The sequence below is a fragment of the Modestobacter sp. VKM Ac-2982 genome (assembly GCF_026967935.1).
In the GTDB taxonomy this organism is placed as follows: Bacteria; Actinomycetota; Actinomycetes; order Mycobacteriales; family Geodermatophilaceae; genus Modestobacter.
In genome coordinates this window covers 1,327,719-1,350,974 of record NZ_JAPVBL010000001.1, presented here as the reverse complement: position 1 = coordinate 1,350,974, position 23,256 = coordinate 1,327,719, and the positions used below count along the sequence as shown (strand labels likewise).

The 23,256-nt window shown below is 75.4% G+C and carries 25 protein-coding genes; 9 read left to right on the top strand and 16 right to left on the bottom strand.

The features are described 5' to 3' along the window. The first annotated feature begins 358 nt into the window (after positions 1-358). Genes O2W20_RS06665 through O2W20_RS06650 form a run of 4 tightly spaced genes read left to right on the top strand, consistent with a single transcriptional unit; the run spans position 359 to position 2,946 of the window. Entirely contained in the window at positions 359-1,069 is a 711-nt protein-coding gene (locus tag O2W20_RS06665; protein WP_269170938.1) for an energy-coupling factor ABC transporter permease, read from the top strand. Beyond that, on the top strand, positions 1,066-1,416 hold the full coding sequence (locus O2W20_RS06660; protein ID WP_269170937.1) for a PDGLE domain-containing protein: 351 nt from the start codon (positions 1,066-1,068) through the stop codon (positions 1,414-1,416). Before O2W20_RS06665 ends, O2W20_RS06660 begins: the two co-directional genes overlap by 4 nt. A gap of 1 nt (position 1,417) precedes the next feature. Then, positions 1,418-2,200, top strand: a complete 783-nt coding sequence (gene cbiQ, locus O2W20_RS06655) for a cobalt ECF transporter T component CbiQ (RefSeq protein WP_269170936.1) — start codon at positions 1,418-1,420, stop codon at positions 2,198-2,200. After that, the gene (locus O2W20_RS06650) at positions 2,197-2,946 is read left to right on the top strand and encodes an energy-coupling factor ABC transporter ATP-binding protein (protein ID WP_269170935.1); all 750 of its coding nucleotides are present in this window, start codon (positions 2,197-2,199) and stop codon (positions 2,944-2,946) included. Before cbiQ ends, O2W20_RS06650 begins: the two co-directional genes overlap by 4 nt. A 39-nt stretch (positions 2,947-2,985) precedes the next feature. On the opposite strand, the gene ftsY is transcribed toward O2W20_RS06650, so the two are convergent. After that, complete coding sequence (ftsY, locus tag O2W20_RS06645; RefSeq protein WP_269170934.1) at positions 2,986-4,194, bottom strand: signal recognition particle-docking protein FtsY; 1,209 nt, start codon at positions 4,192-4,194, stop codon at positions 2,986-2,988. Between the two features lie 39 nt (positions 4,195-4,233). Here ftsY and O2W20_RS06640 point away from each other — a divergent pair, with 39 nt between their 5' ends. Continuing rightward, the gene (locus O2W20_RS06640) at positions 4,234-5,895 is read left to right on the top strand and encodes an alkaline phosphatase D family protein (protein ID WP_269170933.1); all 1,662 of its coding nucleotides are present in this window, start codon (positions 4,234-4,236) and stop codon (positions 5,893-5,895) included. Further along, on the top strand, positions 5,892-6,656 hold the full coding sequence (locus O2W20_RS06635; RefSeq protein WP_269170932.1) for an endonuclease/exonuclease/phosphatase family protein: 765 nt from the start codon (positions 5,892-5,894) through the stop codon (positions 6,654-6,656). The genes O2W20_RS06640 and O2W20_RS06635 overlap by 4 nt, the downstream gene beginning before the upstream one ends. Positions 6,657-6,692: 36 nt before the next feature. Here the strand turns inward: O2W20_RS06635 and smc are convergent, their stop codons facing one another. The 12 genes from smc to O2W20_RS06575 all read right to left on the bottom strand — a co-directional run bounded on the left by smc (position 6,693) and on the right by O2W20_RS06575 (position 19,356). Beyond that, entirely contained in the window at positions 6,693-10,259 is a 3,567-nt protein-coding gene (gene smc / locus O2W20_RS06630; protein ID WP_269170931.1) for a chromosome segregation protein SMC, read from the bottom strand. Positions 10,260-10,382: 123 nt separating this feature from the next. Next, the gene (locus O2W20_RS06625; RefSeq protein WP_269170930.1) at positions 10,383-10,574 is read right to left on the bottom strand and encodes a hypothetical protein; all 192 of its coding nucleotides are present in this window, start codon (positions 10,572-10,574) and stop codon (positions 10,383-10,385) included. A gap of 148 nt (positions 10,575-10,722) precedes the next feature. After that, positions 10,723-10,998, bottom strand: coding sequence for an acylphosphatase (locus O2W20_RS06620; protein ID WP_269170929.1), 276 nt, complete (start codon positions 10,996-10,998; stop codon positions 10,723-10,725). Beyond that, positions 10,995-11,873, bottom strand: a complete 879-nt coding sequence (mutM, locus tag O2W20_RS06615; protein ID WP_269170928.1) for a bifunctional DNA-formamidopyrimidine glycosylase/DNA-(apurinic or apyrimidinic site) lyase — start codon at positions 11,871-11,873, stop codon at positions 10,995-10,997. Before mutM ends, O2W20_RS06620 begins: the two co-directional genes overlap by 4 nt. A 3-nt stretch (positions 11,874-11,876) precedes the next feature. Next, positions 11,877-12,695 (bottom strand): ribonuclease III, encoded by an 819-nt coding sequence (gene rnc / locus O2W20_RS06610; protein ID WP_269170927.1) that lies wholly within the window; start codon positions 12,693-12,695, stop codon positions 11,877-11,879. A gap of 16 nt (positions 12,696-12,711) precedes the next feature. Beyond that, positions 12,712-12,891, bottom strand: a complete 180-nt coding sequence (rpmF, locus tag O2W20_RS06605) for a 50S ribosomal protein L32 (RefSeq protein WP_269170926.1) — start codon at positions 12,889-12,891, stop codon at positions 12,712-12,714. A 2-nt stretch (positions 12,892-12,893) separates the two neighbouring features. Next, a complete protein-coding gene (locus tag O2W20_RS06600) occupies positions 12,894-13,619 on the bottom strand; it encodes a YceD family protein (protein WP_269170925.1) in 726 nt (241 codons plus the stop codon). Positions 13,620-13,763: 144 nt separating this feature from the next. Further along, positions 13,764-14,453 (bottom strand): hypothetical protein, encoded by a 690-nt coding sequence (locus tag O2W20_RS06595; RefSeq protein WP_269170924.1) that lies wholly within the window; start codon positions 14,451-14,453, stop codon positions 13,764-13,766. Next, positions 14,450-14,935 carry a pantetheine-phosphate adenylyltransferase gene (gene coaD, locus O2W20_RS06590; RefSeq protein WP_269170923.1) on the bottom strand — a complete coding sequence of 162 codons (486 nt, stop codon included), beginning with the start codon at positions 14,933-14,935 and terminating at the stop codon, positions 14,450-14,452. The genes O2W20_RS06595 and coaD overlap by 4 nt, the downstream gene beginning before the upstream one ends. After that, the gene (rsmD, locus tag O2W20_RS06585) at positions 14,932-15,486 is read right to left on the bottom strand and encodes a 16S rRNA (guanine(966)-N(2))-methyltransferase RsmD (RefSeq protein ID WP_269170922.1); all 555 of its coding nucleotides are present in this window, start codon (positions 15,484-15,486) and stop codon (positions 14,932-14,934) included. The genes coaD and rsmD overlap by 4 nt, the downstream gene beginning before the upstream one ends. A 67-nt stretch (positions 15,487-15,553) precedes the next feature. Continuing rightward, the gene (recG, locus tag O2W20_RS06580; protein ID WP_269170921.1) at positions 15,554-17,743 is read right to left on the bottom strand and encodes an ATP-dependent DNA helicase RecG; all 2,190 of its coding nucleotides are present in this window, start codon (positions 17,741-17,743) and stop codon (positions 15,554-15,556) included. Positions 17,744-17,754: 11 nt separating this feature from the next. Then, a complete protein-coding gene (locus tag O2W20_RS06575; protein ID WP_269170920.1) occupies positions 17,755-19,356 on the bottom strand; it encodes a DAK2 domain-containing protein in 1,602 nt (533 codons plus the stop codon). Positions 19,357-19,590: 234 nt separating this feature from the next. On the opposite strand from O2W20_RS06575, the gene rpmB reads away from it, so the two are divergent. Next, positions 19,591-19,782, top strand: a complete 192-nt coding sequence (rpmB, locus tag O2W20_RS06570) for a 50S ribosomal protein L28 (RefSeq protein ID WP_036339964.1) — start codon at positions 19,591-19,593, stop codon at positions 19,780-19,782. Between the two features lie 87 nt (positions 19,783-19,869). Here the strand turns inward: rpmB and O2W20_RS06565 are convergent, their stop codons facing one another. The 3 genes from O2W20_RS06565 to O2W20_RS06555 are packed head-to-tail and all read right to left on the bottom strand — an operon-like array spanning position 19,870 to position 22,041. Next, positions 19,870-20,496, bottom strand: coding sequence for a cytidylate kinase-like family protein (locus O2W20_RS06565; RefSeq protein ID WP_269170919.1), 627 nt, complete (start codon positions 20,494-20,496; stop codon positions 19,870-19,872). Continuing rightward, positions 20,484-21,017, bottom strand: coding sequence for a GNAT family N-acetyltransferase (locus O2W20_RS06560; protein ID WP_269170918.1), 534 nt, complete (start codon positions 21,015-21,017; stop codon positions 20,484-20,486). The genes O2W20_RS06565 and O2W20_RS06560 overlap by 13 nt, the downstream gene beginning before the upstream one ends. After that, the gene (locus tag O2W20_RS06555; protein ID WP_269170917.1) at positions 21,001-22,041 is read right to left on the bottom strand and encodes a thiamine-phosphate kinase; all 1,041 of its coding nucleotides are present in this window, start codon (positions 22,039-22,041) and stop codon (positions 21,001-21,003) included. The genes O2W20_RS06560 and O2W20_RS06555 overlap by 17 nt, the downstream gene beginning before the upstream one ends. Before the next feature lie 122 nt (positions 22,042-22,163). Here O2W20_RS06555 and O2W20_RS06550 point away from each other — a divergent pair, with 122 nt between their 5' ends. Both O2W20_RS06550 and O2W20_RS06545 read left to right on the top strand, forming a co-directional pair. Beyond that, positions 22,164-22,397: an Lrp/AsnC ligand binding domain-containing protein gene (locus tag O2W20_RS06550; RefSeq protein ID WP_014742398.1), complete on the top strand. Its 234-nt coding sequence runs from the start codon at positions 22,164-22,166 to the stop codon at positions 22,395-22,397. 5 nt (positions 22,398-22,402) lie between these two features. Beyond that, positions 22,403-23,026, top strand: a complete 624-nt coding sequence (locus O2W20_RS06545; RefSeq protein WP_269170916.1) for a DUF3515 family protein — start codon at positions 22,403-22,405, stop codon at positions 23,024-23,026. The last annotated feature ends 230 nt before the right edge of the window (positions 23,027-23,256 follow it).

Sequence of the window (23,256 nt, the reverse complement as noted above, 5' to 3'; positions counted from 1 at the left end):
CGTCGGCCATCGGCCGCAAGCGGGGGCCCCGAGGGGCCTCGGGCGAGCCACCGCCGGAGGAGGCGGTGCGGAGAAGACGGTGCCGACACCGTGTTTCCGTCGACGGCGTGGACGTGTTTCGCCGCGGTGAACTCCCCGGCGCGTGTCTCCCGGTTGTGTTCCAGACGTGTTGCCGACGCCCCGCCCGCCCCGGAGATGTGTCGGCGGGAGTGCGCTCGGTCACGTCACCGGCCGTTCACGTGGCCTTCTTGCGAGCAGTGTGCAGGTGCCAACGAGGTGCAATAAGCTCGCCGGGCGCCCGACCGAGGCACCCGTCACCGGCCGCACAGCTCAGCAACCCGAGGTCCCGGAGGTCCGTGTGCACGTCCCCGATGGCTTTCTCGACGCCACGACCAGCACCGGTACCGCCGCGGTCGCGGCCGCCGGCGTCGCCCTGGCGCTCCGTGGCTCACGCCACGAGCTCGACGAGCGCACCGCCCCGATGGCCGGGCTCACCGCGGTCTTCGTCTTCGCGGTGCAGATGATGAACTTCCCGGTCGCCTTCGGCACCAGCGGCCACCTCATGGGCGGTGCGCTGGCCGCGGTCCTGGTCGGCCCGTGGACGGCGGTGCTGTGCCTGACCGTCGTCCTGTTGGTGCAGGCCCTGGTCTTCGCCGACGGCGGCCTCACCGCCCTCGGCACGAACGTCACCCTGCTCGGCCTGGTGGCGATCGGCGTCGGGTACGGCGTCTTCCGCGGGCTGCGGGCCGTGCTGCCGGCCACCCGCACCGGGCTGCTGGCCTCCGCCGGGGTGGGCGCCTTCCTGTCCGTGCCGGCGGCCGCCCTGGTGTTCGTCGGCCTGTTCGGCCTGGGCGGCGTCGCTGACGTCGCGCTCGGGCCGGTCACCGCGGCCATGGTCGGTGTGCACCTGCTGATCGGTCTGGGCGAGGCGGTCATCACCGTCGCCGTCCTCGGCGCTGTGCTCACCGTCCGCCCGGACCTGGTCCGCGGCGGCCGCCACCTCCTGCGGGCCAGGGAACTGGCCCCCCGCCCGGGCCTGGCCGGCGCGACCGCGGTGGACGCCCGATGACCCGCACCCGCACGTTCGTGCTGATCGGGACGGTCCTCGCGCTGCTCATCGCCGGAGTGGGCAGCTGGTACGCCAGCTCCGCACCCGACGGGCTGGAGGCCACCGCCGAGGAGCAGGGCTTCGGTTCCACCGCCCGGGACAGCGCGGCCGCCGACTCGCCGCTGGCCGACTACACCGCCTCCTGGATCGGGGACGACCGGCTCTCCGGCGGCCTGGCCGGGGTGATCGGCGTGCTGCTGGTGCTGGCGCTGACCAGCGTCCTGGTCCTTCTGGTGCGCCGACGCCCGGCCTCGGACGACTCGGTCCCGGACGACTCGGCCCCTCGCGCCGACGCCCGCCAGCACTGAGGTGGGCGCAGGACACGGCGGTGGGCTGGCCGCGGCCTACGTGCCCGGCGACAGCCCGGTGCACCGGCTGGAGCCGCACACCAAGCTGGTCGCCGTCCTCGCCTTCGCCCTGGTGGTCGTGGCGACCCCGGTGCACGCCGGCTGGGCCCCGCTGGCCTACGCCGGTTTCCTGCTCCTGCTGCTGACCGTGGCGGCGGTGGCCCGGGTGCGGCCGGGCCGGCTGCTGCGTGGCCTGGTGGTGGAGGTGCCGTTCGTCCTGTTCGCCGCGCTCCTGCCGTTCGTCTCCCGGGGCCCGCGCACCGACGTGCTGGGCCTGTCGTTGTCGGAGAGCGGGCTGGCCGCCGGCGGCAGCATCCTGGCCAAGGCGACCCTGTCGGTGCTGGCCGCGACGCTGCTGGCCGCGACGACCGAGGCCCGGGGCCTGCTGCGCGGGTTGGAGCGGCTGCGGCTGCCGACCGTGCTGGTGCAGATCCTCAGCTTCATGATCCGGTACACCGACGTCGTCGGCGGTGAGCTGCGCCGGATGCAGGTGGCCCGGGAGTCCCGGGGGTTCCGCGGCCGGCACCTCGGTGCGCTCAAGGTGCTCGGCCCGGCGGCCGGCTCGCTGTTCATCCGCTCCTACGAGCGCGGTGAGCGGGTGCACCTGGCGATGCTGTCCCGGGGGTACACCGGGCGGCTGCCCAGCGGTCCGGTCGCGGTGGCCGGCGGGCGCGCGTGGGCCACCGCGCTCAGCCTCCCCCTGGCCGCGGCCGCCGTGCTGGCCGGGGGTTCACTGCTCGGGTGAGCACCCCCATCCCCTCGCTGCTCGTCGACGACCTGGCGTTCGCCTACCCCGACGGGCACCAGGCCCTCTACGGCGTCGACCTGCGGCTGGAGCCCGGCGAGCGGGTCGCGCTGCTCGGGCCCAACGGGGCGGGCAAGACCACGCTGGTGCTGCACCTGAACGGCATCCTGCGCGGCGGCCGCGGCCGGGTGGAGGTCGCCGGGCTGCCGGTCGAGGACCGGAACCTGCCGGAGGTCCGCCGCCGGGTGGGGATCGTCTTCCAGGACCCCGACGACCAGCTGTTCATGCCCACGGTCGGCGAGGACGTCGCCTTCGGCCCCCGCAACCTCGGCCTGCCCGAGGCCGAGGTCGCCCGACGGGTGACCGACGCCCTGACCGCGGTCGACATGGCCGACGCCGCCGACCGCCCGCCGCACCACCTCTCCTTCGGCCAGCGCCGGCGGGTCGCCGTCGCCACGGTGCTGTCGATGCAGCCGGAGGTCCTCGTGCTCGACGAGCCGAGCAGCAACCTGGACCCGGCCGGCCGGCGGGAACTGGCCGAGGTGCTCCAGGCGCTTCCGATCACGCTGCTGATGGTCACCCACGACCTGCCCTACGCCCTGCAGCTCTGCCCACGGTCGGTCGTGCTGGACGGCGGCGTCGTGGTCGCCGACGGCACGACCCGGGAGCTGCTGGCCGACCCGGAGCTGCTGGCCAGCCACCGGCTCGAGCTGCCCTTCGGCTTCGATCCCCGCGCCGTGGGCTGACCGGGGCAGCAGCGACCAGGCCCCGGCCCGCAGTGCTGCTCAGGCGTTCCCGACGAGCGCCTCGGCGAAGGCCTCCGGCTCGAACGGGGCCAGGTCGTCGGGCCCCTCCCCCAGTCCGATCAACTTGACCGGGATGCCCAGCTCGCGCTGGACGGCGACGACGATGCCGCCCTTGGCGGTGCCGTCGAGCTTGGTGAGGACGACGCCGGTTACCTCGACGGCCTCGGTGAACACCCGGGCCTGCACCACCCCGTTCTGACCGGTGGTGGCGTCGAGCACCAGCAACACCTCGGCGACCGGCCCGTGCTTCTCCACGACCCGCTTGACCTTGCCGAGCTCGTCCATCAGACCGGACTTGGTGTGCAGCCGCCCGGCGGTGTCGACCAGGACGGCGTCCACCTCCGCCTCGGTGCCGGTGCGGACCGCCTCGAAGGCCACCGATGCCGGGTCACCGCCCTCGCGACCGCGGACGGTGAGCACCCCGACCCGCTCGCCCCAGGTCTCCAGCTGGTCGGCTGCGGCGGCGCGGAAGGTGTCGGCGGCACCGAGGACGACGCTCTTGCCGTCGCCCACCAGCACCCGGGCGATCTTGCCGACCGTCGTCGTCTTCCCGGCGCCGTTCACACCGACGACCAGGACCACGGCGGGGCGTCCCTCGTGCCGGGAGGTCCGCAGGGTGCGGTCCATGTCCGGGCGCAGGACGGTGGTGAGCTCCTGCACGACGAGGTCGCGCAGCTGGGTGCCCGAGGCGGTGGCCAGCACGAGGCTCTGGGTGCGCAGCCGGGACACGATCTCGGTGGTGGCGGCGACGCCCACGTCGGCGGCCAGGAGCGTCTCCTCGACCTCCTCCCAGTCGTCCTCGGTGAGCTTCTCCCGGGCCAGCACGGTGAGCAGGCCCCGGCCCAGCGAGGACTGGGAGCGGGCCAGCCGTGAGCGCAGCCGGATGAGCCGACCGGCCGAGGGCGGTGGGGTCTCGAAGACCAGGCCGGGCTCCGGCTCCGCCGGCGGCAGGTCGACGAGCGACGGCTCGGCCTCGGTCGGCGCGGGAGCGTCCGGTGGCCCGGTGTACTGGTCCGCTGCTGTGGCGCCCGACGTCGGGTCCGGGGCGATCGGCGGGCGGGTGAGCGTGGTGCCCCGCGCGGCGTCGGAGTCCAGTCGGGTGGTGCGCCGGCCACGGCCGACGAGCAGACCGATCCCGGCGATCAGGGCGACGACGAGGATCGCGATCGCGATCAGCACGAACTCCATGCCGACAGTCTCCCAGGATCATGGGGCAGGCTGTGTCGCATGCCCGAGACCGCCGGCACCCGACCGCTCCTGCTGCTCGGGCCGCTCCTGCGCCACGTCGACCCGGTGTCGGCCACCATCTGGGTGGAGACCGACCGCCCCTGTGACGTGACGGTGCTGGGCCAGCGGGCCCGCACGTTCTGCGTCAACGGCCACCACTACGCCCTCGTCATCGTCGAGGGTCTGGAGCCGGGCAGCACGACCCACTACGAGGTGCACCTGGACGGCCAGCTGGTCTGGCCCGCACCGCACTCGAGCGCCCCGCCGAGCCGGATCCGGACGGCCGGACGCCCGGGTCCCTTCCGGCTGGCCTTCGGCTCGTGCCGCTACGCCACGCCCACCTCCGTCGACGTCCGTGACGCCATCCCGCCGGACGCGCTGGACAGCTACGCCCGCCGGCTGCTGGACCTGCCCGAGGACCAGTGGCCCGACGCCCTGGTCCTGCTCGGCGACCAGGTCTACGCCGATGAGGTGACCCCGGCGACGAAGGAGTGGATGGCCTCCCGCCGGGACCTGTCCCAGCCGCCGGGTGCCCAGGCCGCGGACTTCGAGGAGTACAGCCGCCTCTACGCCGAGTCCTGGGGCGACCCGCAGGTCCGGTGGCTGCTGTCGACGATCCCGTCCTCGATGGTCTTCGACGACCACGAGATGATCGACGACTGGAACACCTCGGCGGCCTGGCGTGCAGAGGTCACCCCGACCGACTGGTGGCGGAAGCGGATCTGCGGCGGGCTGGTCAGCTACTGGATCTACCAGCACCTGGGCAACCTCTCGCCGCAGGAGCTGGCGGAGAACGAGACCTGGCAGGCGATCCAGAAGAACGCCGACGAGTCCGACGACGCCGGGCCGATGCTGGACGAGATGGCCCGGGCCGCCGACACGGAGCCGGAGACGGTCCGCTGGAGCTACGTGCGGCACTGGGGGTCGACCCGGCTGATCATGGTCGACACCCGCGCGGGCCGCGGGCTGGAGGAGCACGACCGCAAGATCGTCGACGACTTCGAGTTCGACTGGGTCGATGCCGCGGTGCGCCGGTCGGTCGAGGACGGCGTCGAGCACCTGCTCATCGGCACCTCGCTGCCCTGGCTGCTGCCGCACTCGGTGCACGACATCGAGCGGTGGAACGAGACGCTCTCGGTCCGTCACCACGGCAACCCGCTGGGCCGGTTGATGGAGAAGCTGCGGCAGGCTGCGGACCTGGAGCACTGGGCGGCCTTCGGGCAGTCCTTCGAGCGGCTGGGCCGGACCCTGGTGGCCACGGCGCGCGGCGAGCTGGGGCATCCGCCGGCCACCGCACTGGTGCTGTCCGGCGACGTCCACCACGCCTACGCGGCCGAGCTGGTCAACCCCGGCGACCTGGACACCCGGGTGCACCAGCTGACCGTGTCGCCGCTGCACAACCAGGCGCCGCACGCCATCGAGATCGGCTTCAAGGTGGGCTGGAGCCGGTGGGCCCGGGTGCTGACCGGTGGGCTGCGCGCGCTGGCCCGGGTGGAGTCCAGCCCGCTGCAGTGGCGGAAGCAGGCCGGGCCCTTCTTCGGCAACGAGCTGGGCGAGCTGGTGCTGCAGGGCCGGGACGCCCGGTTCCTGCTCTGGGCGACCAGCCGCGACGAGGACGGAACCGAGCACTTCACCCAGGTGCTGGACACCCGGCTGTCATGAGCACGGTCCGGCTGGTCAGCTTCAACGTCCACCACGGCGTGGGCGGCGACGGCCGGCACGACCTGCCCCGGCTCGCCCGGGTGCTGGCGGCTGCCGACGCCGACGTCATCTGCCTGCAGGAACTCGACCGGCACTTCGGCGACCGCAGCGAGCACGTCGACCAGGCGCTGCTGCTGTCCCGTGGGCTGGACATGGAGCTGGCGTGGGGGCCCTCGATCGACGAACCGGGCGCCAGCAGCGGACGCCGCCAGTACGGCAACGCGGTGCTGTCCCGACTGCCGGTGCTGGGCTCGGAACTGCACCGGCTGCCCGGACACGGGGAGCCGCGCAGTGCGCTGCGCGCGCAGGTGCAGCTGGCCGGCGGGGTGCTGGCGGTGACGACGACGCACCTGTCCAGCCGGTCGGCGGACGACCGGGCCGCGCAGGCCGCCGCGGTCGCCGCGCTGCACACCGACCCGGGGACGGCGGCCGTGCTGGTCGGCGACCTGAACGCCGACGCCACCGCCCCGGAGCTGGCGGCGCTGCGCGAGCACCTCAGCGACGCCTGGGAGCTGGCGGCCGACCGCAGCGACCAGGCCGGACGCTTCTCGGTGCACGCCCCCCAGGGGATGACCCACCCGGCCCGCCGCCCGCGGGTGCGGATCGACCAGGTGTGGGTGTCCGCCGGCGTGACGGTGCGCGGCGCCCGGGTGCTGGACAGCGCGGGAGCCTCGGACCACCACCCCCTGCTGGTCGACCTCGACGTGCCGGCGACCGGCTGACCAGGCCGGCTCGCCGGCCGGCCCAGCGCTCGCCGGCTACGCCGGCTCGAGCTCGCGCAGCCGCTGGCTGATCACGCCGGTGATGCCGTCGCCGCGCATGCTCACCCCGTAGAGGGCGTCGGCGATCTCCATCGTCCGCTTCTGGTGGGTGATCACGATCAGCTGCGAGGTGTCGCGGAGCTGCTCGATCAGGGTGAGCAGCCGGCCCAGGTTGACGTCGTCCAGCGCCGCCTCGACCTCGTCCAGGACGTAGAACGGCGAGGGCCGGGCGCGGAAGATGGCGACCAGCAGCGCCACGGCGGTCAGTGACCGCTCGCCACCGGACAGCAGGGACAGCCGCTTGACCTTCTTGCCGGGCGGCCGGGCCTCCACCTCCACACCCGTGGTCAGCAGGTTCTCCGGGTCGGTGAGGAAGATCCGCCCCTCCCCGCCGGGGAAGAGGGTGGCGAAGACCTGCTCGAACTCCCGCTGCGTGTCGGCGAAGGCCTCGGCGAAGACCTGGTGGATGCGCGCGTCGACCTCGCGGACCACGGTGAGCAGGTCGCGGCGGGTGGCCTTGAGGTCCTCGAGCTGGGTGGCCAGGAAGGTGTGCCGCTCCTCCAGGGCCGCGAACTCCTCCAGGGCCAGCGGGTTGACCTTGCCCAGCGCGGCGAGGTCCCGCTCGGCCCGGGCGGCCCGGCGTTCCTGGGTGCCGCGGTCGTAGGGCACCGGCTGGGGCTCCGGCTCCCCCGCCGCCTCCGCCGCGGCCAGCTGCGCCTGGGTGGGGGCGACCGGCGCGGCCGGCCCGTACTCGGCGAGCAGGGTCGGCAGGTCGACGCCGTACTCCTCGGCCGCCCGGGACTCCAGCGCCTCGATCCGCAGCCGCTGCTCGGCACGGGCCACCTCGTCGCGGTGCACCTCGTCGGTGAGCCGGTCGAGCTCCGCGGTGTGCTCCCGCACGCGGGCCCGGACCACCAGCAGCTCGGCCTCCCGACCGGTGCGAGCCTCGGCCAGGGCGTCCCGCTCGGCGGCCGCGCGGGCCAGGGAGGTCGCCAGGTGGGTCAGCGCCTCCTCCGCACCGGCCCGCACCTCCGCAGCCACCCGGGCGCCTCGTTCCCGGGCGACCCGGGCGGCGGCGGCCCGCTCGCGCGCCGCCCGCTCCTGCCGGGCCTGCCGACGCAGCGACTCGGCGCGGCCGGCCAGCGACCGGGCCCGCTCCTCGGCCGTGCGCACCGCCAGCCGGGCCTCGGTCTCGGCCTGCCGGGCGGCGCTCGCCTCGGCGCGCAGCCGGTCGCGCTCGTCGGTCGAGGGCTCCTCCTCCATCGGTGCGGCCTCGGCTGCCGCCAGCCGCTCCTCCAGCTCGACCAGCCCGGCCTCGGTCTGCTCCCGCGCCTGCTCGGCCCGCACCCGCGCGGCGTCCAGCCGGTCGGCCTCGGCCACGGCAGAGCGCGCCGCGGCACCGAGCTCGGCCAGTTCGGCGGCGGCGGCCGAGCGCGCCCGGTCGCCGGCCTGCCGGGCGGTGAGCGCAGCGTCGACGTCGGCCGAGCGTGCCGCGGCGTCCTCGCGGGCCCGGGCCAGCTCCTCGGCCAGGCCGGCGGCGTGCGCGGTCGCCCGGTCCAGCTCGGCGGCGGCCTCGTCGACCCGTGCCCGCACCTCCAGCCCCGACGGCGCGTTCGCCTGGCCCCCCACCGACCAGTCGGCGCCGAGCAGGTCGCCGGTGTCGGTGACCGCCCGGACGCGGGGGTGGGTGCGCACGAGGGAGACGGCGGCCGGCAGGTCGGGGACGACCGCGACCCGCTCCAGCGCCCGGGCCAGCGCGGGGGCGAGCTCGGCGGGGGCCGCCACCAGGTCGAGGGCCCAGCGGGCGCCGTCGGGCAGCTCGGGCCAGCCGTCCCGCGAGACGGCCGGGAGCCCACCGGTCACCAGCAGGCCCGCCCGGCCACCGTCGGTGCTCGCCAGGTGGGTGAGCACCGCGGCCGCCTGCTCGACCCCGTCGACCACGACGGCGTCGGCCAGCCCACCGAGGGCAGCGGCCAGCGCGACCTCGGCCCCGGGCTGGACGGCCAGCCGGTCGGGCACCGGACCGAGCACCCCGGGCAGCCCCGCGGCGAGCACCGCGGCGGCGCCGTCGGCCGGGGCCAGGCCCAGGGCCAGGGCGTCGCGGCGGGCCCGCCAGCCGGCCCGGTCCCGCTCCGCGGCGCGTTCGGCCGCGGTGAGCTCGGTGACCGCCCGGGCGGCCGCGGCGTGTGCGGTGACGGCGGCGGCGTGCTCGGCGGCCAGCCCCTCGTCGCCGCCGGCGTCCGCGCTCAGCTCGTCGCGCCGGGCGGCCAGCCGGTCGGCGGCCACCTGGGCACGGTCGGCGGCCTCGGTCGCGGCGGCGGCCAGCCGCTCGATCTCGGCCTCGCCGGCCGCGGCCCGCGACCGGCCCGCGGCCACCTGCCCGGAGAGCCGGGCCAGCTGCTCACGCCGGTCGGCCAGCGCCCGGGCGGCGGCGACCAGTGCACGCTCGGCGTCGGCCAGCGCCGTCTCGACCTCCCCGCGCACCGCGACGGCGGTGTCCAGCCGGGCCCGTTCGGCCTCCAGGGAGGAGGCCAGCTCGCGCTCGGTGGCGTCGACCCGGTCGGCCTCGGCGTCCAGCTGGTCGGGGTCCCGGCCACCGGGCGCGGCGGCGGGGACGGCAGCGAGGTGGCGGTGCCGCTCGGCGGCGAGCTGGGCGACGCTGCGGAACCGCTCGGCGAGGGTGGACAGCCGGAACCAGCTGTCCTGGGCGGCGGCCAGCACCGGGGCGTCGGCGGCGAGCTGCCGCTCCAGCGTCGCCTCGCTGCCGGCGGCCTCGCCCAGCGCGGCCTCGACGGTGGCTCGCCGGGCGCGGGCCGCGGTCTCGTCGGCGATGTCGGCGTCCAGTGCGTCACGCAGGTCGACCAGGTCGTCGGCGAGCAGCCGGAGCCGGGCGTCGCGCAGGTCGGCCTGGACCCCGGCGGCGCGGCGGGCGACCTCGGCCTGGCGGCCCAGCGGCTTCAGCTGGCGGCGCAGCTCGGCGGTCAGGTCGCCGAGCCGGTCGAGATTGGCCTGCATCGCGTCGAGCTTGCGGAGCGCCTTCTCCTTGCGCTTGCGGTGCTTCAGGACGCCCGCGGCCTCCTCGACGAAGGCCCGCCGGTCCTCCGGGCGGCCGGATAGCACGGCGTCCAGCTGCCCCTGGCCGACGATCACGTGCATCTCCCGGCCGATGCCGGAGTCGCTGAGCAGCTCCTGGACGTCGAGCAGCCGGACCTTGTCGCCGTTGATCTCGTACTCGCTCTCGCCGGAGCGGTACATGCGGCGGGTGATCGAGACCTCGGTGTAGTCGATCGGCAGGGCGCCGTCGGCATTGTCGATCGTGAGGGTGACCTCGGCGCGGCCCAGCGCCGGGCGGCCGGCGGTGCCGGCGAAGATGACGTCCTCCATCTTGCCGCCGCGCAGGCTCTTGGCGCCCTGCTCGCCGAGCACCCAGGCGATGGCGTCGACGACGTTGGACTTGCCCGAGCCGTTGGGGCCGACGACGGCGGTGATCCCCGGTTCCAGGCGCAGCGTCGTCGGCGACGCGAAGGACTTGAAGCCCTTGAGCGTCAGGCTGGACAGGTGCACGGTGCAGAGACTCCCGGGGAGGTACGACAGTCCTGCTCAGCGCAGGGCGGCCCCATCCTCACCCACGACACGCCGATCGCCCCTCCCGCTGTGCACGGGAGAGGTGGGTGGGACGGAGGTGGTCTAAGCGAGGACGGGGTCGGCCGACTCGTGGGCCATGGTGAGCAGCTCGCGGGCGATCGCCGCGTCGCGCTCCTCCCGGAGGACGGCGAGCTGCGCCTCGAGCCGGCGCACCTTCGCTCGCAGGGCGGCGTTCTCCTCGGCTGCTCGCAGCTCGTGGGGAGCGACGACGGAACCGAACAGGGCCTTGGCCATGACTCAACGGCCTTTCACTGCAGGAAGAGGTCCCGTCGCACCGCCGGAGGGCGGTCTGCGCGGGCTGGCGTCCTCAGGGTGACACCAGCCACGACGTGGGTCAACGGCAGCAGGGCGACGCCACCGTGTCGGGGGGATGTCGTCTTCGTCACCTCACGGTGAAGTCCGGCACCGCCTGCACCTCGTCGTCCCGGTGCTCCACCGAGGTGACCGAACCCGGGGCCCGCGGCCCGGAGAGCTCGGCGAGCACAGCCGCCACGTCGTCGTCCGGACCCTCGAGGACGACCTCCACCCGACCGTCGGGCAGGTTCGTCGCCGACCCGGTCAGGCCGCGCCCGGTCGCCGCCTGCCGCACGAACCAGCGGTAGCCGACGCCCTGCACCTGCCCGTCCACCAGGGCGACCACCCGCCGAAGCGCGCTCATCGGGCCGGGCGGGGACGCGGGCGGGGCTGGCACTGCGGGCAGCTGTAGCTGGAGCGGTTCATGAACGACTCCCGGCGGATCGGGGTGCCACAACGAGGGCACGGGCGGTCGACCTGCCCGTACACGGCCAGGTGCCGGGAGAAGTACCCGCTCTGCCCGTTGACGTCGACGTAGAGCGAGTCGAAGGAGGTGCCGCCCTGCGCCAGGCTCTCGCCGAGCACGTCCCGGACTCCCTCCAACAGGTCGCTGACCTGGGCGCGGGTGAGCTTGTCGGTCGGCCGGGCCCCGTGCAGCCGGGCCCGCCACAGCGACTCGTCGGCGTAGATGTTGCCGACCCCGCCGATCAGCGTCTGGTCCAGCAGCGCCCGCTTGACCTCGGTGTGCCGGCGGCGGAGCGCCGCGCTGAAGGTGTCGACGTCGAACCCGGGGTCCAGCGGATCGGTGGCGATGTGCGCCAGCCGCGCCGGGAGACCGTCGGTCGGGGCGTCCTCGACCGCGAGCCCGCCGAAGGTCCGCTGGTCGACGAAGCGCAGCTCGCGGCCGCCGTCGGTGAACCGGAACCGGGCCCGCAGGTGCACCTCGTCGGGCTCGTCGGGCTTCTCCACCAGCAGCTGCCCGCTCATGCCCAGGTGGGCGACGAGGGCCTGCCCGGACGGCGCACCGTCGGGCTCGGCCAGCGGCAGCCACAGGTACTTGCCGCGGCGGTGGGCGGCGCTGAGCGTCCGTCCGGTGAGCGCGGCGACGAAGTGGTCGGCCCCCTCCAGGTGCCGGCGCACCGCGCGGGGGTGGTGCACCTCGACCTGCCGGATCGTCCGGCCGGCGACCCAGCGCTCCAGCCCACGGCGGACGACCTCGACCTCAGGCAGCTCCGGCACGACTCAGTCCCGTGTCGGTCCGCTGTCGGCCGACAGGGCGTGCCAAGCCGTCTCGGCGGCCTCCTGCTCGGCGGCCTTCTTCGTCCGACCGGCGCCCGCGCCGCGCACCTCGCCGGCCAGCAGCACGGCGGCGGTGAAGGTCTTGGCGTGATCGGGACCCTCGTCCTCGACCTCGTAGACCGGTGCCCCCAGGCCCAGGGAGGCCCCGAGCTCCTGGAGGCTGGTCTTCCAGTCCAGGCCGGCGCCGCGGGTGGCCGACTCGGCCAGCAACGGGTCGAACAGCCGGTGCACGACCGACGAGGCGGTGTCCAGCCCCAGCCCGAGGTGGACCGCCCCGATCAGCGCCTCGAGCGCGTCGGCGAGGATCGAGTCCTTCTCCCGGCCGCCGGTGGACTGCTCCCCCCGACCCAGCAGCAGGTGCGGGCCGATGCCCCCCTCGCCCAGGGACCGGGAGACGCGGGCCAGCGAGGTCATGTTGACCACCGAGGCGCGCAGCTTCGCCAGCTGGCCCTCGGGCAGGTCCGGGTGGCTGCGGTAGAGCTCGTCGGTGACCACCAGCCCGAGCACCGAGTCGCCGAGGAACTCCAGGCGCTCGTTGGTGGGCAGCCCACCGTTCTCGTATGCCCAGGACCGGTGGGTCAGCGCCAGCCCCAGCAGGTCGCCGGGCAGCTCGAGGTCCAGCGCCGCGAGCAGCCAGCGGGCCGCCCGCTCGGCGTGTGCGGCACCGCCGGCGGGCACACGACGACCGGCGTCCTCGGCCCTGGGCTCCCCGGGGAGGGAGCTCAGCACCGAGGACGCCGGTGTGCTGGGCGACTTCGCCACGCTCGAGCTGCGCAGGTCAGACCGCGAGGACCTGGCGGCCGTCGTGCTGGCCACAGGTGGGGCACGCCTGGTGCGGGGGCTTGAGCTCACGGCAGGCCGCGTTGGGGCAGGGCGCCAGGGTGGGGGCCGTGGCCTTCCACTGCGACCGGCGGGCGCGGGTGTTGCTCCGGGACATCTTCCGCTTCGGAACGGCCACGGTCAGTTCTCCTCTGGGTTGGTGCGGTTGGTGGACCCCGGCTGGGGTCCGGCCGCGCTGTCGGTCGGATCGGCACTGTCGGCCGTCTCGGTGAACCGGGCGGCGAGCCCGGCCCACCGAGGGTCGAGCACCTCGTGGGAGTGGTCGGCAGGGAGGTCGTCGAGCCGCTCGCCGCAGTCGACGCACAGGCCGGCGCAGTCCGGCTGGCAGGTGGGCGACAGCGGGAGGGTCAGGACGACGGTGTCACGAACCAGCGGCGCGAGGTCGAGCCGGTCGCCGTCGATGCGGCGCACCTCGTCCTCGCCGCTGGTGGCCTCGGTGGTGCTGCCCGCGTAGGCGTAGAGCTCCTGGACGTCGAGCTCAACGGTGTCCTCGACCGGCTCGAGGCAGCGGGCGCACTGGCCGGTGACCGGGAGCTCGACCTGACCGGTGACCAGGACGCCCTCCATCACCGACTCCAGGCGGAGGTGGAGCTGGACCGGGGCACCCGCGGGGACGCCGATCATCTCCACACCCCAGCCCTCCAGGGCCGGGAGGGTCTTCTCCCACTCACGCATCGAGCCGGCACGGCGGCCGAGTTCCCGGAGGTCGATCTTCCAGGCCTTCTCGGCGGCCTTCTCGGCCGGCGTGGGGAGCGGCTTGTCGACGGGGTCGCCGACCGGGCGCCGGGCGTCGGTGGACGCAGCGCCGGAGGACGGCCCCGTGGAGCGCGCGGAGGAAGCAGGCATGTCGGTACTCGTCGTCGTCGAAGGTGGGGGTGCCCGGCGCGAGGCCCACGCCGGACGGGCACGCAGGACGGCAGCAGCCGGACAGACGTCCAGCCTACCCGATCCCTCCGTCCACACCTCCCGGTCAGGGGTGGAGCGGACCGGTCACGGGCTGCGGAGGTTGTCCCGGGCCTTGTCCACCGAACGCGCCATGTGCGCCAGGGTGTTCCCGAAGTCGGCCAGCCGGCTGTCGACGTAGTCGTCGACCTCGGCCCGCATCCGGGCCACCTCGGCCACCGTCTGGGCGCCGAGCTCGTCGGCCCGGTCGACGGCGGTCCGGTACACCTCGGTCTCGGTGAGCAGCCGCTCGTGCTCGGCCTGGCCCGCGGCGATCAGCTCGGCGCGCTGCTCCTGCCCGTCCCGCACGAGCTGGTCACGCAACCGGCGGGCCTCGGCGAGCAGCTCCTCGGCCTCCTCCTCCGCGCCGGCGATGAGCTCGTCGGCCTGGGCCTGCGCCTCGGTGAGGATCTCGTCCCGCTGCCGGCGGGCCGTGCCGACCAGCTCCTCCCGCTGCCGGCGGGCGGCGACGACCACCTGCTCGCTCTCGCTGCGAGTGCGGCCGGTGAGCCGCTCGGCCTCGGCCTGGGCCTGCTGCAGGATCTCGGCGCGCTGCTCGACGATCGCCCCGGCCTGCTGGACCTCCTCGGGGAGGTTCTCCCGGAGGTCGTCGAGCAGGTCGAGCAGGTGGTCGCGCGGCACCATGCAGGAGCTGGACATCGGCACGCTGCGGGCGTTCTCGATCACCGTCGTCAGCTCGTCGACGGTCTCGTAGAGCCGGTACACGACCTCGGTCACGACTGCCTGCCCTTCGACTGGGCGACCAGCCGGTCGTTGACCGCCTTGGGCACCAGGGACGACACGTCGCCGCCGAAGCGGGCGATCTGCTTGACCAGGCTGGAGGAGAGGTGCCCCACCTGGGGTGCGGTGGGCACGAACAGGGTCTCGACGGCGGCGAGCTCCCGGTTCATCTGGGCCATCTGCAGCTCGTACTCGAAGTCGCCGACCGCCCGCAGCCCCTTGACGATGACCGGGATCTGCTGGGCCAGGCAGTAGTCGACGAGCAGCCCCTCGAAGCTGTCGACCGTGACGTTGGGCAGGTCGACGACCGCCTCACGCAGCAGGGCCATCCGCTCGTGGACGTCGAACAGGCCGGCCTTGCCGGGGTTGACCAGCACCGCGACGACCAGCTCGTCGTACAGGCCGGCGGCGCGCGTGATCACGTCGACATGGCCGTTGGTGACCGGGTCGAACGAACCGGGACAGACCGCTCGCCTCACGACAAGCGACCGTACCGGAGCACTGCCTCTCCGTACCGCCGATCACGCAGTCCGTCGAAGGGTGTCGGCCACGGGAAGGTCTGCTCGCGGCTGGACCGCTCCACCACCACGACGGCGTCCGGGGCCAGCCAGCCGTTGCCGGCCAGCGCCTCGAGCACGCCGAGCACCTCCTCGACCGGGGCGGCGTAGGGCGGGTCGGCGAACACCAGGTCGAACGCCGCCGGCGCCGGCGCGGCCACCACGGCCTGCACGCTGCCCTGCACCACGCGCGCCCCGCGCAGGCCCACGGTCTCGATGTTGCCGCGCAGCACCGGCAGCACGCCGGCACCGGACTCCACGAAGACCGCCTCGGCCGCGCCGCGGGACAACGCCTCCAGCCCGAGCGCCCCGGAGCCGGCGTAGAGGTCGAGTACGCGGGCGCCGTCGAGGTCCAGCAGCGAGCCGAGGGAGTTGAACAGCCCCTCCCTGGCCCGGTCACCGGTGGGGCGCACCCCGGCCCGGGGCACCTTGAGCCGCCGGCCGCCGGCCACGCCGGCGATCAGCCGGGTCATCGGGGGGTCACGCCGGTCGGCTCCGTTCCGGGGCCGGCCTCGGACGGGCTGGGCCAGGACTGCTGCTTCATGCCTTCTCCAGGTAGGTGGCGCGTTCGTCCAGCGCCAGGGCGGCGACGGCGGCGGCCAGCTCAGGGTGGTCGGCGAGCCCGCGGCCCTGCTCGACCAGCGTCGTGGCCTCGACCCGGGCCTCGGCGATCAGCGCCTCGTCGTCCAGCAGGGACAGCAGCTTCACGTTCGACCGGCGGCCGGACTGCGCCGCACCCAGCACGTCGCCCTCCCGGCGGGTCTCCAGGTCGAGCCGGGCGAGGGCGAAGCCGTCGGTGGTCGCGGCGACCGCGGCCAGTCGCTGGCCGGTCGGGGAGGTGCTGGGCGCCTCGGTGACCAGCAGGCACAGCCCGGCGTGCTTCCCGCGGGCCACCCGGCCGCGCAGCTGGTGCAGCTGGCTGACGCCGAACCGGTCGGCGTCCATCACCACCATCACCGTGGCGTTGGGCACGTCGACCCCCACCTCGACGACGGTGGTGGCGACCAGGACGTCGACCTCCGCGGCGGCGAAGGCGCGCATCCGCGCCTCCTTCTCCTCCGGCGGCATCCGGCCGTGCAGCACCTCCACCCGCAGCGCCGACAGCGGGCCGTTGCGCAGCCCCTCGGCGACGTCGAGCACCGCCAGCGGCGGGCGCTTGTCGCTGGTGCCGCCCTTCTCCTCCGGCGGCGGTGCGCCGTCCGCGTCGTCCGGCCCGTCGTCGCCCTTGCCGCCGTCCTCGAGGTCGCCGATCCGGGGGCAGACGACGTAGACCTGCCGGCCGGCCGCCACCTCCTCGCGCACCCGCGCCCAGGCACGGTCCAGCCAGGCCGGCTTCTCCCCCACCGGCACGACCGAGCTGGACACCCCGCCGCGGCCGGCCGGCAGCTGGCGCAGCGTGGAGGTCTCCAGGTCGCCGTAGACGGTCATCGCCACGGTGCGCGGGATCGGGGTGGCCGTCATGACCAGCACGTGCGGCGGCCGGGTGCCCTTGGCGCGCAGCGCGTCCCGCTGCTCCACCCCGAACCGGTGCTGCTCGTCGACGACGACCAGCCCCAGGTCGGCGAACTCCACGCCCTCCTGCAGCAGCGCGTGGGTGCCCACCACGATGCCCGCGCTGCCGTCGGCGACCGCAGCCCGCGCCTCGCGGCGGACGGCGGCCTTCTGCGAACCGGTGAGCAGCGCCACCCGGGTGCCGGCCGGGTCGCCGTCGAGCTCGCCGGCACGCCCCAGCGGACCCAGGATCGCGGCCAGGCTGCGGGCGTGCTGCGCGGCGAGCACCTCGGTGGGCGCGAGCAGCGCGGCCTGCCCGCCGGCGTCGACGACCTGGGCCATCGCCCGCAGGGCGACGACCGTCTTCCCGGAGCCGACCTCGCCCTGCAGCAGCCGGTTCATCGGCTGCTCGCGGGCCAGTTCCGCAGCCAGTTCCTCGCCGACCTCGCGCTGGCCGTCGGTCAGCGCGAACGGCAGGGCCGCGTCGACCGCGTCCAGCAGCCCGCCGGGGCGCCCCGGCCGGGCGATGCCGGGCTCCAGCGCGGCGGCCCGGCGACGGGCGGCCAGCGTCGCCTGCAGCACCAGCGCCTCATCCCACTTGAGCCGCTCGTCGGCGGAGTCGACCTGCTCCTGGTTCTCCGGGCGGTGCTTCTGCCGGAGTGCGGTGGCCAGGTCGACCAGTCCGTGACGATCCCGGACCGTCGCCGGGATCGGGTCCTCGAGCAGCTGCTCCAGGGAGTGGGCGTCGTCCAGGAGGAGCTTGACCGACTTCTGGATGACCCAGCTGGAGACGTCCTTGCTGGCCGGGTAGAGGGGCACCAGCGCCCGAGCCCAGTCGTCGTCGTCCCCGGTGATGATGTGGCAGTCGGGGTGGCTGAACTGCTTGTCCCCCCGCCACAGACCCACGGTGCCGGCGAACAGCCCCCACTCGCCCACGTCGAGGTGGGCGTGCCGGTTGTTGAAGAAGACCAGCCGCATGCTGCCCGCGCCGTCGCCGACGGTCACCTCGGTGAGCGTCCCGCGGCGCTGCTGCATCCGCCGGGTGCTGACGCTCTTCACCTGGGCCAGCACGGTCACCCGGTCGCCGACCTCCAGGCCGTCGAGCCGGGTCATCTCCCCGCGCCGGGCGTACCGGCGGGGGTAGTGCCGCAGCAGGTCGCGCACCGTGTGCAGCGCCAGCTGCTCGGCCATCACCTTCGCCGTCTTGGGTCCGAGGACCCGGGTCAGCGGCGTGTCCATGGAGATCGCCACTACTCGACCCCGATCAGCAGGGGCACGGCCCCGGCACCGCCGGCGTAGCGGACCACCTCGACCGTCGGGTGCACCGCGGAGAGGTGGGCGCAGACCGCGTCGCCGAGGGCGGACTCCTCCCCCACGACGACGGTGGCCATCTCCCCGCCCGCCGACAGCAGCCGGTCCAGCAGGTCGCGGGCGACGGCGACCTGGTCGGCGCCGATGACCACGACGTCGCCCTCCGCGCTGCCCAGCACGTCCCCGGGGGCGCAGCGGCCGGCCGAGGTGAGCGCCTCCTGCTCGGCGACGGTCACCTCCGCCCACCGGGTCGCGGCCGCGGCCTCGGCCATGGCGATGACGTCGTCCCCGAAGCGGCGGGCCGGGTCGGCGACGGCGAGCGCCGCCAGGCCCTGCACGGCCGACCGGGTCGGGACGACCACGACGTCGCGGCCCTGCTCGCGGGCCCGGTCGGCGGCGCGGGCGGTGACCGCGGTGACCTCCCAGTGGTTGGGCAGCACGACGACCTGCTCGGCCCCGGTGTCCAGCACCGCCTGCAGGACGGCGTCCTCGTCGACCGCGTCGACCGGTGCGGTCAGCACGGTGACGCCCTCGGCTCCGAAGAGCTCGGCGAGCCCGGCGGAGCAGGCCAGCGCGAGGACGGCGCGCAGCCCCGCCGCGGCGGCCGGTGCCCGCACCGGGGCCAGCGGGGTGACCGAGATCCGGTGCGGCCGCCCCGCCTCGATCCCGGCCTCCACCGCCGCCCCCACGTCGCTGACGTGGACGTGGACGTTCCACTCCCGGCCGCCCGGGGTGTCGACGCCGACGACGACCAGGCAGTCGCCCAGCTCGGCCAGCCGCGCCTGCAGCCGGGAGACGGCGGCCTCGTCGGAGTCGGCGAGCAGGAACTGCACCTCGCTGCCGGGCCCGGGGGCGGGCGCGGCCGGCACCGGCCACGGTGACCGGCGGGGCCGGGCGGGCCGCCCGTCCAGCGGCGCGCGAGCCGGCGTCGTGCCGGTGACCGTGCCGACCAGCGCATCGAGCACCAGGCACCAGCCGGCGCCCCCGGCGTCGACCACGCCGGCGTCGCGCAGCGCGGCCAGCTGGCCGGTGGTCGCCCGCAGGGCGGTGAGCGCACCCTCGGCGGCGGCCCGGACGACGTCGGCCAGCCCGGCCTGCCCGGCGGCGACGGCGGTCGTCGCCGCATCGGCGCCGGCCCGGGCCACGGTGAGGAACGTGCCCTCCTCCGGATCGGCGACCGCGGCGTAGGCGGTGCCGGCGGCCGAGGCCAGCGCATCGGCGAGCACCGGTCCGTGGACGTGCTCCACGTCGGCCAGCCCGTCCGCGAGCCCGCGCAGCAGCTGGGCCAGGATCGCCCCGGAGTTGCCCCGCGCGCCGAGCACGGCGCCGCGGGCCAGCACGTCCCAGGCGGACTCGGTGCCGTCGGCGCTGGTCAGCGCCGCGTGCGCGGCCTGAGCGGTCATCAGCAGGTTGGTGCCGGTGTCCCCGTCGGGGACCGGGAAGACGTTCAGCTCGTCCAGGCGGCCACGCGCCTGCGTCAGCGTGTCGACGACGGCGGAGCTCCATCGGCCGACCGCGGCCTCGTCCAGCGCCTCCAGCACGTGCGGCAGGGTACCGGGGCGCACCGACACGACCGGGCGCCCACGGCCCTCCCGCCGCCGCCCCGGGCCCAGCGGACGGGGCGGTCCGACACGGCTGGTGAGCACCGGCTACAGTGGTCTCCAGTTGTGCGTGGCAGGACCATGCCCTGGGCTCCCGCCCGGGTCTCCGCCGAGCACTGCGACTGACTTCAGGACCTGACTTCAGCTGGACCAATTCTCTGGGAGTGATCGACCGTGGCTGCCGTGTGCGATGTGTGTGGCAAGGGCCCCGGTTTCGGCATGTCGGTGTCGCACTCGCACCGCCGCACGCCGCGCCGTTGGAACCCGAACATCCAGTCCGTCCGCGCCGCGCTGACCGGCGGCGGCCGCCAGCGCATGAACGTCTGCACCTCGTGCATCCGCGCGGGCAAGGTCGCTCGGGCGTGAGGCTGGCCCCCGACAGGGGGCCGTCGAGCTGAGAAGACCCCGGTAGGTCCTGAGGACCCACCGGGGTCTTCGGCGTTCCCGGCCGGTTCAGTGGCCGATCCCCCGCGCGCGGGCCGCGGCGACCACCAGGTCGACCACGGTGGCGTGCGGCAGCGCCGTGCTGTCCACGACGAGGTGGTAGTGCCGGGCCTCGGCCGGGTCGCAGCGGTAGAAGTGCCGCACGTAGGCCGTCCGCGCGGCGTCGGCGGCCTCCTGCTCCCGGCGCACCTCCTCGACGGGCCCGCCGAGGTGCTCGACCGCAGCCGCGAGCCGGCGCTCCGGCGGGCCGTCCAGCCGCACGTGCAGGACGTCGGACCGGTCGCGCAGCACCATCGCCCCCGCGCGCCCGAGCACGACGCCCCCCGGCCCGGCCGCGATCTCGGTCACCACCCACTCGGTCTGCTGCCGGTAGGCCCGCTCGTCGGGCAGCGACCCGGTGGGCAGCACCCCGCCCACCGGGTCGGGCATCGTGCCGAGCGAGCTGACCAGCCGCCACAGCCCGCGGGCGATGGTCTCGTCGTTGGCCTCGGCCTCGGCCACCGGGACCCCCAGCCGACCGGCCACCTGCGCCGGGATGACCCGGTCGTGGAAGGGCAGGCCGAGCCGTTCGGCCACGGCCGGGGCGATCTCCGCGCCGCCGGCGCCGAAGGACGCCGAGAACGTCACGACGCCCATGCGTCCTCCTCCGCGACCGGCCGAACGGCGATGAGCTCCTTGCCGAGGAAGACCGCCTCCGGCGAGTCCGCGTAGATGCCGTAGCCGGCCGCCGGCGTGTAGCCCGCCCGCGCATAGAGCGCCAGGGCCTCGGGCTGCCGGTCACCGGAGTTCAGCAGCAGCCGCACGGCCCCGGCTGCGGCCGCGGTGCGCTCCAGCTCGACCAGCACCTGCCCGGCCAGCCCCCGGCGCCGGAAGCCGGGCTCCACGTACATCCGCTTGAGCTCGGCCACCCCCTGCCCATGCGCCCGCCAGCCACCGCAGCCGGCCGGCACCCCGTCGACCTCGGCGACCAGGAACAGCCCCAGCGGCGGGGAGAACTCGCCCGGGTCGACCACCGCGGCGTCCCGGCCGCCGTACCGGACGACGTACTCCTGCTGCACCCGCTCGATCAGGTGCTGCGCGACCGGGTCGGCGTACCCGACGACGCGCAGCCTCGCCGGCCCGGACGCGGCCCCCGGGGCCTCAGCCGAAGTGGACATGCCCCGCCCCCTCCCCCAGCTCCTCGGCCACCCGAGCCGCGGGCACCCCGTCCACCTGCACGCCGGGCCCGTCGTCGCCGCTCGCGTGCACCGCGCCGACGACCGTCCAGCCGGCCGGCAGGTCGGCGCCGGCCGGGAAGGTCGCCACCAGCGCATGGTCCTCACCGCCGGTCAGCACCCAGGCCATCGGGTCCCCGCCCAGCGCCGCCGCGACCTGCGGCAGCGGCCCGGCGGGGTCGACGAACGCCGCCTGGAGCGCGGCCCGGTCCAGGTCGATCAGCACCCCGCTGTCGGCGGCCAGGTGACCGGCGTCGGCGAGCAGCCCGTCGCTGGTGTCGCACATCGCGGTCGCCCCGGCGTCCGCGGCGGCGGGGCCGGCGGCGTAGGGCGGGGTAGGCCGGCGGTGCGCGCGCACGGCGGCGATCGGCGAGGAGAAGCCCCGGCGCAGCACGGCCAGCCCGCAGGCCGACCAGCCCAGCCGCCCGGCGACGGCGACGACGTCCCCCGGACGGGCCCCGCTGCGCAGCACCGGCGCGCGACCACCCAGGTCGCCCAGCGCCGTCACCGACAGCACGACCGCCTGGGAGTCCGGTGCGCTGGCCGAGGTGTCGCCGCCGACCACGGCCGCGCCGAAGGGGGCGCACTCGGCGGCCATCCCGACGGCGACGTCCTCCAGCCAGGCGGTCGGGGTGCCCGCCGGGCAGGCCAGCCCGACCAGCAGCGCGGTCGGCACGGCGCCCATGGCGGCGATGTCGGCCAGGTTCGCGGCGGCCGCCTTGTGCCCGACGTCCTCGGCGGAGGACCAGTCGCGGCGGAAGTGCCGCCCCTCCACCAGGACGTCGGTGCAGGCCACCACCCGGCCGTCGGGGGTGCGGAGCACCGCGGCGTCGTCGCCGGGGCCCACCTCGGCCACCGTGGCGGCGCCGGAGCGGGCCACGACCCGGTCGATCACGGCGAACTCCCCGACCGCGCCGACGCTGTCGTCCGGGTCCGGCTGGAGGCCCAGGGGGCGGGGCCGAGTCATCGGTCACTCCCCCCGGCTGGGGTACGTTGCCGATCGGCCCGCTGCTCGGCAGGCCGGTCGCACCCCCCGCCGCTGCCGACGTGGCAGCCGGCGTCGAGGCACTGCCCGAGGAAGGTCAACCCGTGGTCCACGCCTACATCTTGATCCAGACCGAAGTCGGCAAGGCAGCCGCGGTCGCCGCGAGCATCAGCGAGATCGCCGGCGTGACCAAGGCCGAGGACGTCACTGGCCCCTACGACGTCATCGTGCGCGCCGAGGCGAACACGGTCGACGAGCTCGGCCGGCTGGTGGTGGCCCGGGTGCAGTCCGTCGACGGGATCACCCGCACGCTGACCTGCCCCGTCGTCAACCTCTGAGCCGCTTGAGCACCCCCGCCCCCGACCCCGCCCCCGGCCAGGCCACCCCGCCGCCCGCGGACCCGTTGCGGCGGGCGGCGCTGATCGCCACCGCCGTCCTGGTGCCGCTGGTCGTGGTCCTGCTCGTGCTGGTCAACGTGGTCGGCCGCGGCAGCGAGGAGGAGCCGGACGCGGTCGCGGAGATCTCCGGTACCAGCTCCGCTCCCCGCGCCGAGCTGCCGGCGCTGCCCGTCGACACCCCGGACATCACCCCAGAAGCCGATCTCGCCTGCCCGGCGCTGATGAGCCAGCTGCCGCTGGAGCTGGCCGAGGAGACCTCACGCCGGGTCGACTCCGACAGCCCGTTCGCCTACGCCTGGGGCGACCCCGCGACCGTGCTCATCTGCGGCGCGGACCCGCCGGCCGGCTACGTCATCGGCGGCCCGCAGACGCTGCTGGTCTCCGGCGTGGAGTGGTTCGTCGACACGACCGACCCCGACGTCTACGTGTGGACGACGGTCGACCGCAACGTGCCGGTGCAGGTGCGGGTGCCGGCCAGCTCCGACAGCGCGGCTCCCACCGCGCTGAGCCCGCTCATCGCCGGCGCGATCCCCTACGTCGAGCCGACCCCGGGGCCGATGCCCGACTGACGAAGGAAACGATGGACGCCGCGCGAGGCCGCTGCGCGCGCCGAATGGGCAGCACGGCAACACGTGGGCGGGGACGTGGGACGACGTCGCGGTCCACAGGGGCGTCGGAGTACTCGAGGCGAGCGCTCCCGAGGGCCGGCTGCCGTTGTGTCACGTTCGGGCAGCGCCCCTGGACGGCGCCCCAGCGGGCCCCGCACGATGCGAGCTGTGGACGGACCCCGGTCAGCGTG

Bases quoted from the DNA above. Each gene is read 5' to 3' on its own strand.
- recG (WP_269170921.1), bottom strand. From the start codon at position 17,743: ATGGACACGCCGCTGACCCGGGTCCTCGGACCCAAGACGGCGAAGGTG.
- O2W20_RS06625 (WP_269170930.1), bottom strand. From the start codon at position 10,574: ATGGCCAAGGCCCTGTTCGGTTCCGTCGTCGCTCCCCACGAGCTGCGA.
- O2W20_RS06565 (WP_269170919.1), bottom strand. From the start codon at position 20,496: ATGGGCGTCGTGACGTTCTCGGCGTCCTTCGGCGCCGGCGGCGCGGAG.
- ftsY (WP_269170934.1), bottom strand. From the start codon at position 4,194: ATGGAGTTCGTGCTGATCGCGATCGCGATCCTCGTCGTCGCCCTGATC.
- O2W20_RS06635 (WP_269170932.1), top strand. From the start codon at position 5,892: ATGAGCACGGTCCGGCTGGTCAGCTTCAACGTCCACCACGGCGTGGGC.
- O2W20_RS06555 (WP_269170917.1), bottom strand. From the start codon at position 22,041: ATGACTCGGCCCCGCCCCCTGGGCCTCCAGCCGGACCCGGACGACAGC.
- O2W20_RS06640 (WP_269170933.1), top strand. From the start codon at position 4,234: ATGCCCGAGACCGCCGGCACCCGACCGCTCCTGCTGCTCGGGCCGCTC.
- rsmD (WP_269170922.1), bottom strand. From the start codon at position 15,486: ATGACCCGGCTGATCGCCGGCGTGGCCGGCGGCCGGCGGCTCAAGGTG.
- O2W20_RS06600 (WP_269170925.1), bottom strand. From the start codon at position 13,619: ATGCCTGCTTCCTCCGCGCGCTCCACGGGGCCGTCCTCCGGCGCTGCG.
- O2W20_RS06660 (WP_269170937.1), top strand. From the start codon at position 1,066: ATGACCCGCACCCGCACGTTCGTGCTGATCGGGACGGTCCTCGCGCTG.
- O2W20_RS06560 (WP_269170918.1), bottom strand. From the start codon at position 21,017: ATGTCCACTTCGGCTGAGGCCCCGGGGGCCGCGTCCGGGCCGGCGAGG.
- O2W20_RS06620 (WP_269170929.1), bottom strand. From the start codon at position 10,998: ATGAGCGCGCTTCGGCGGGTGGTCGCCCTGGTGGACGGGCAGGTGCAG.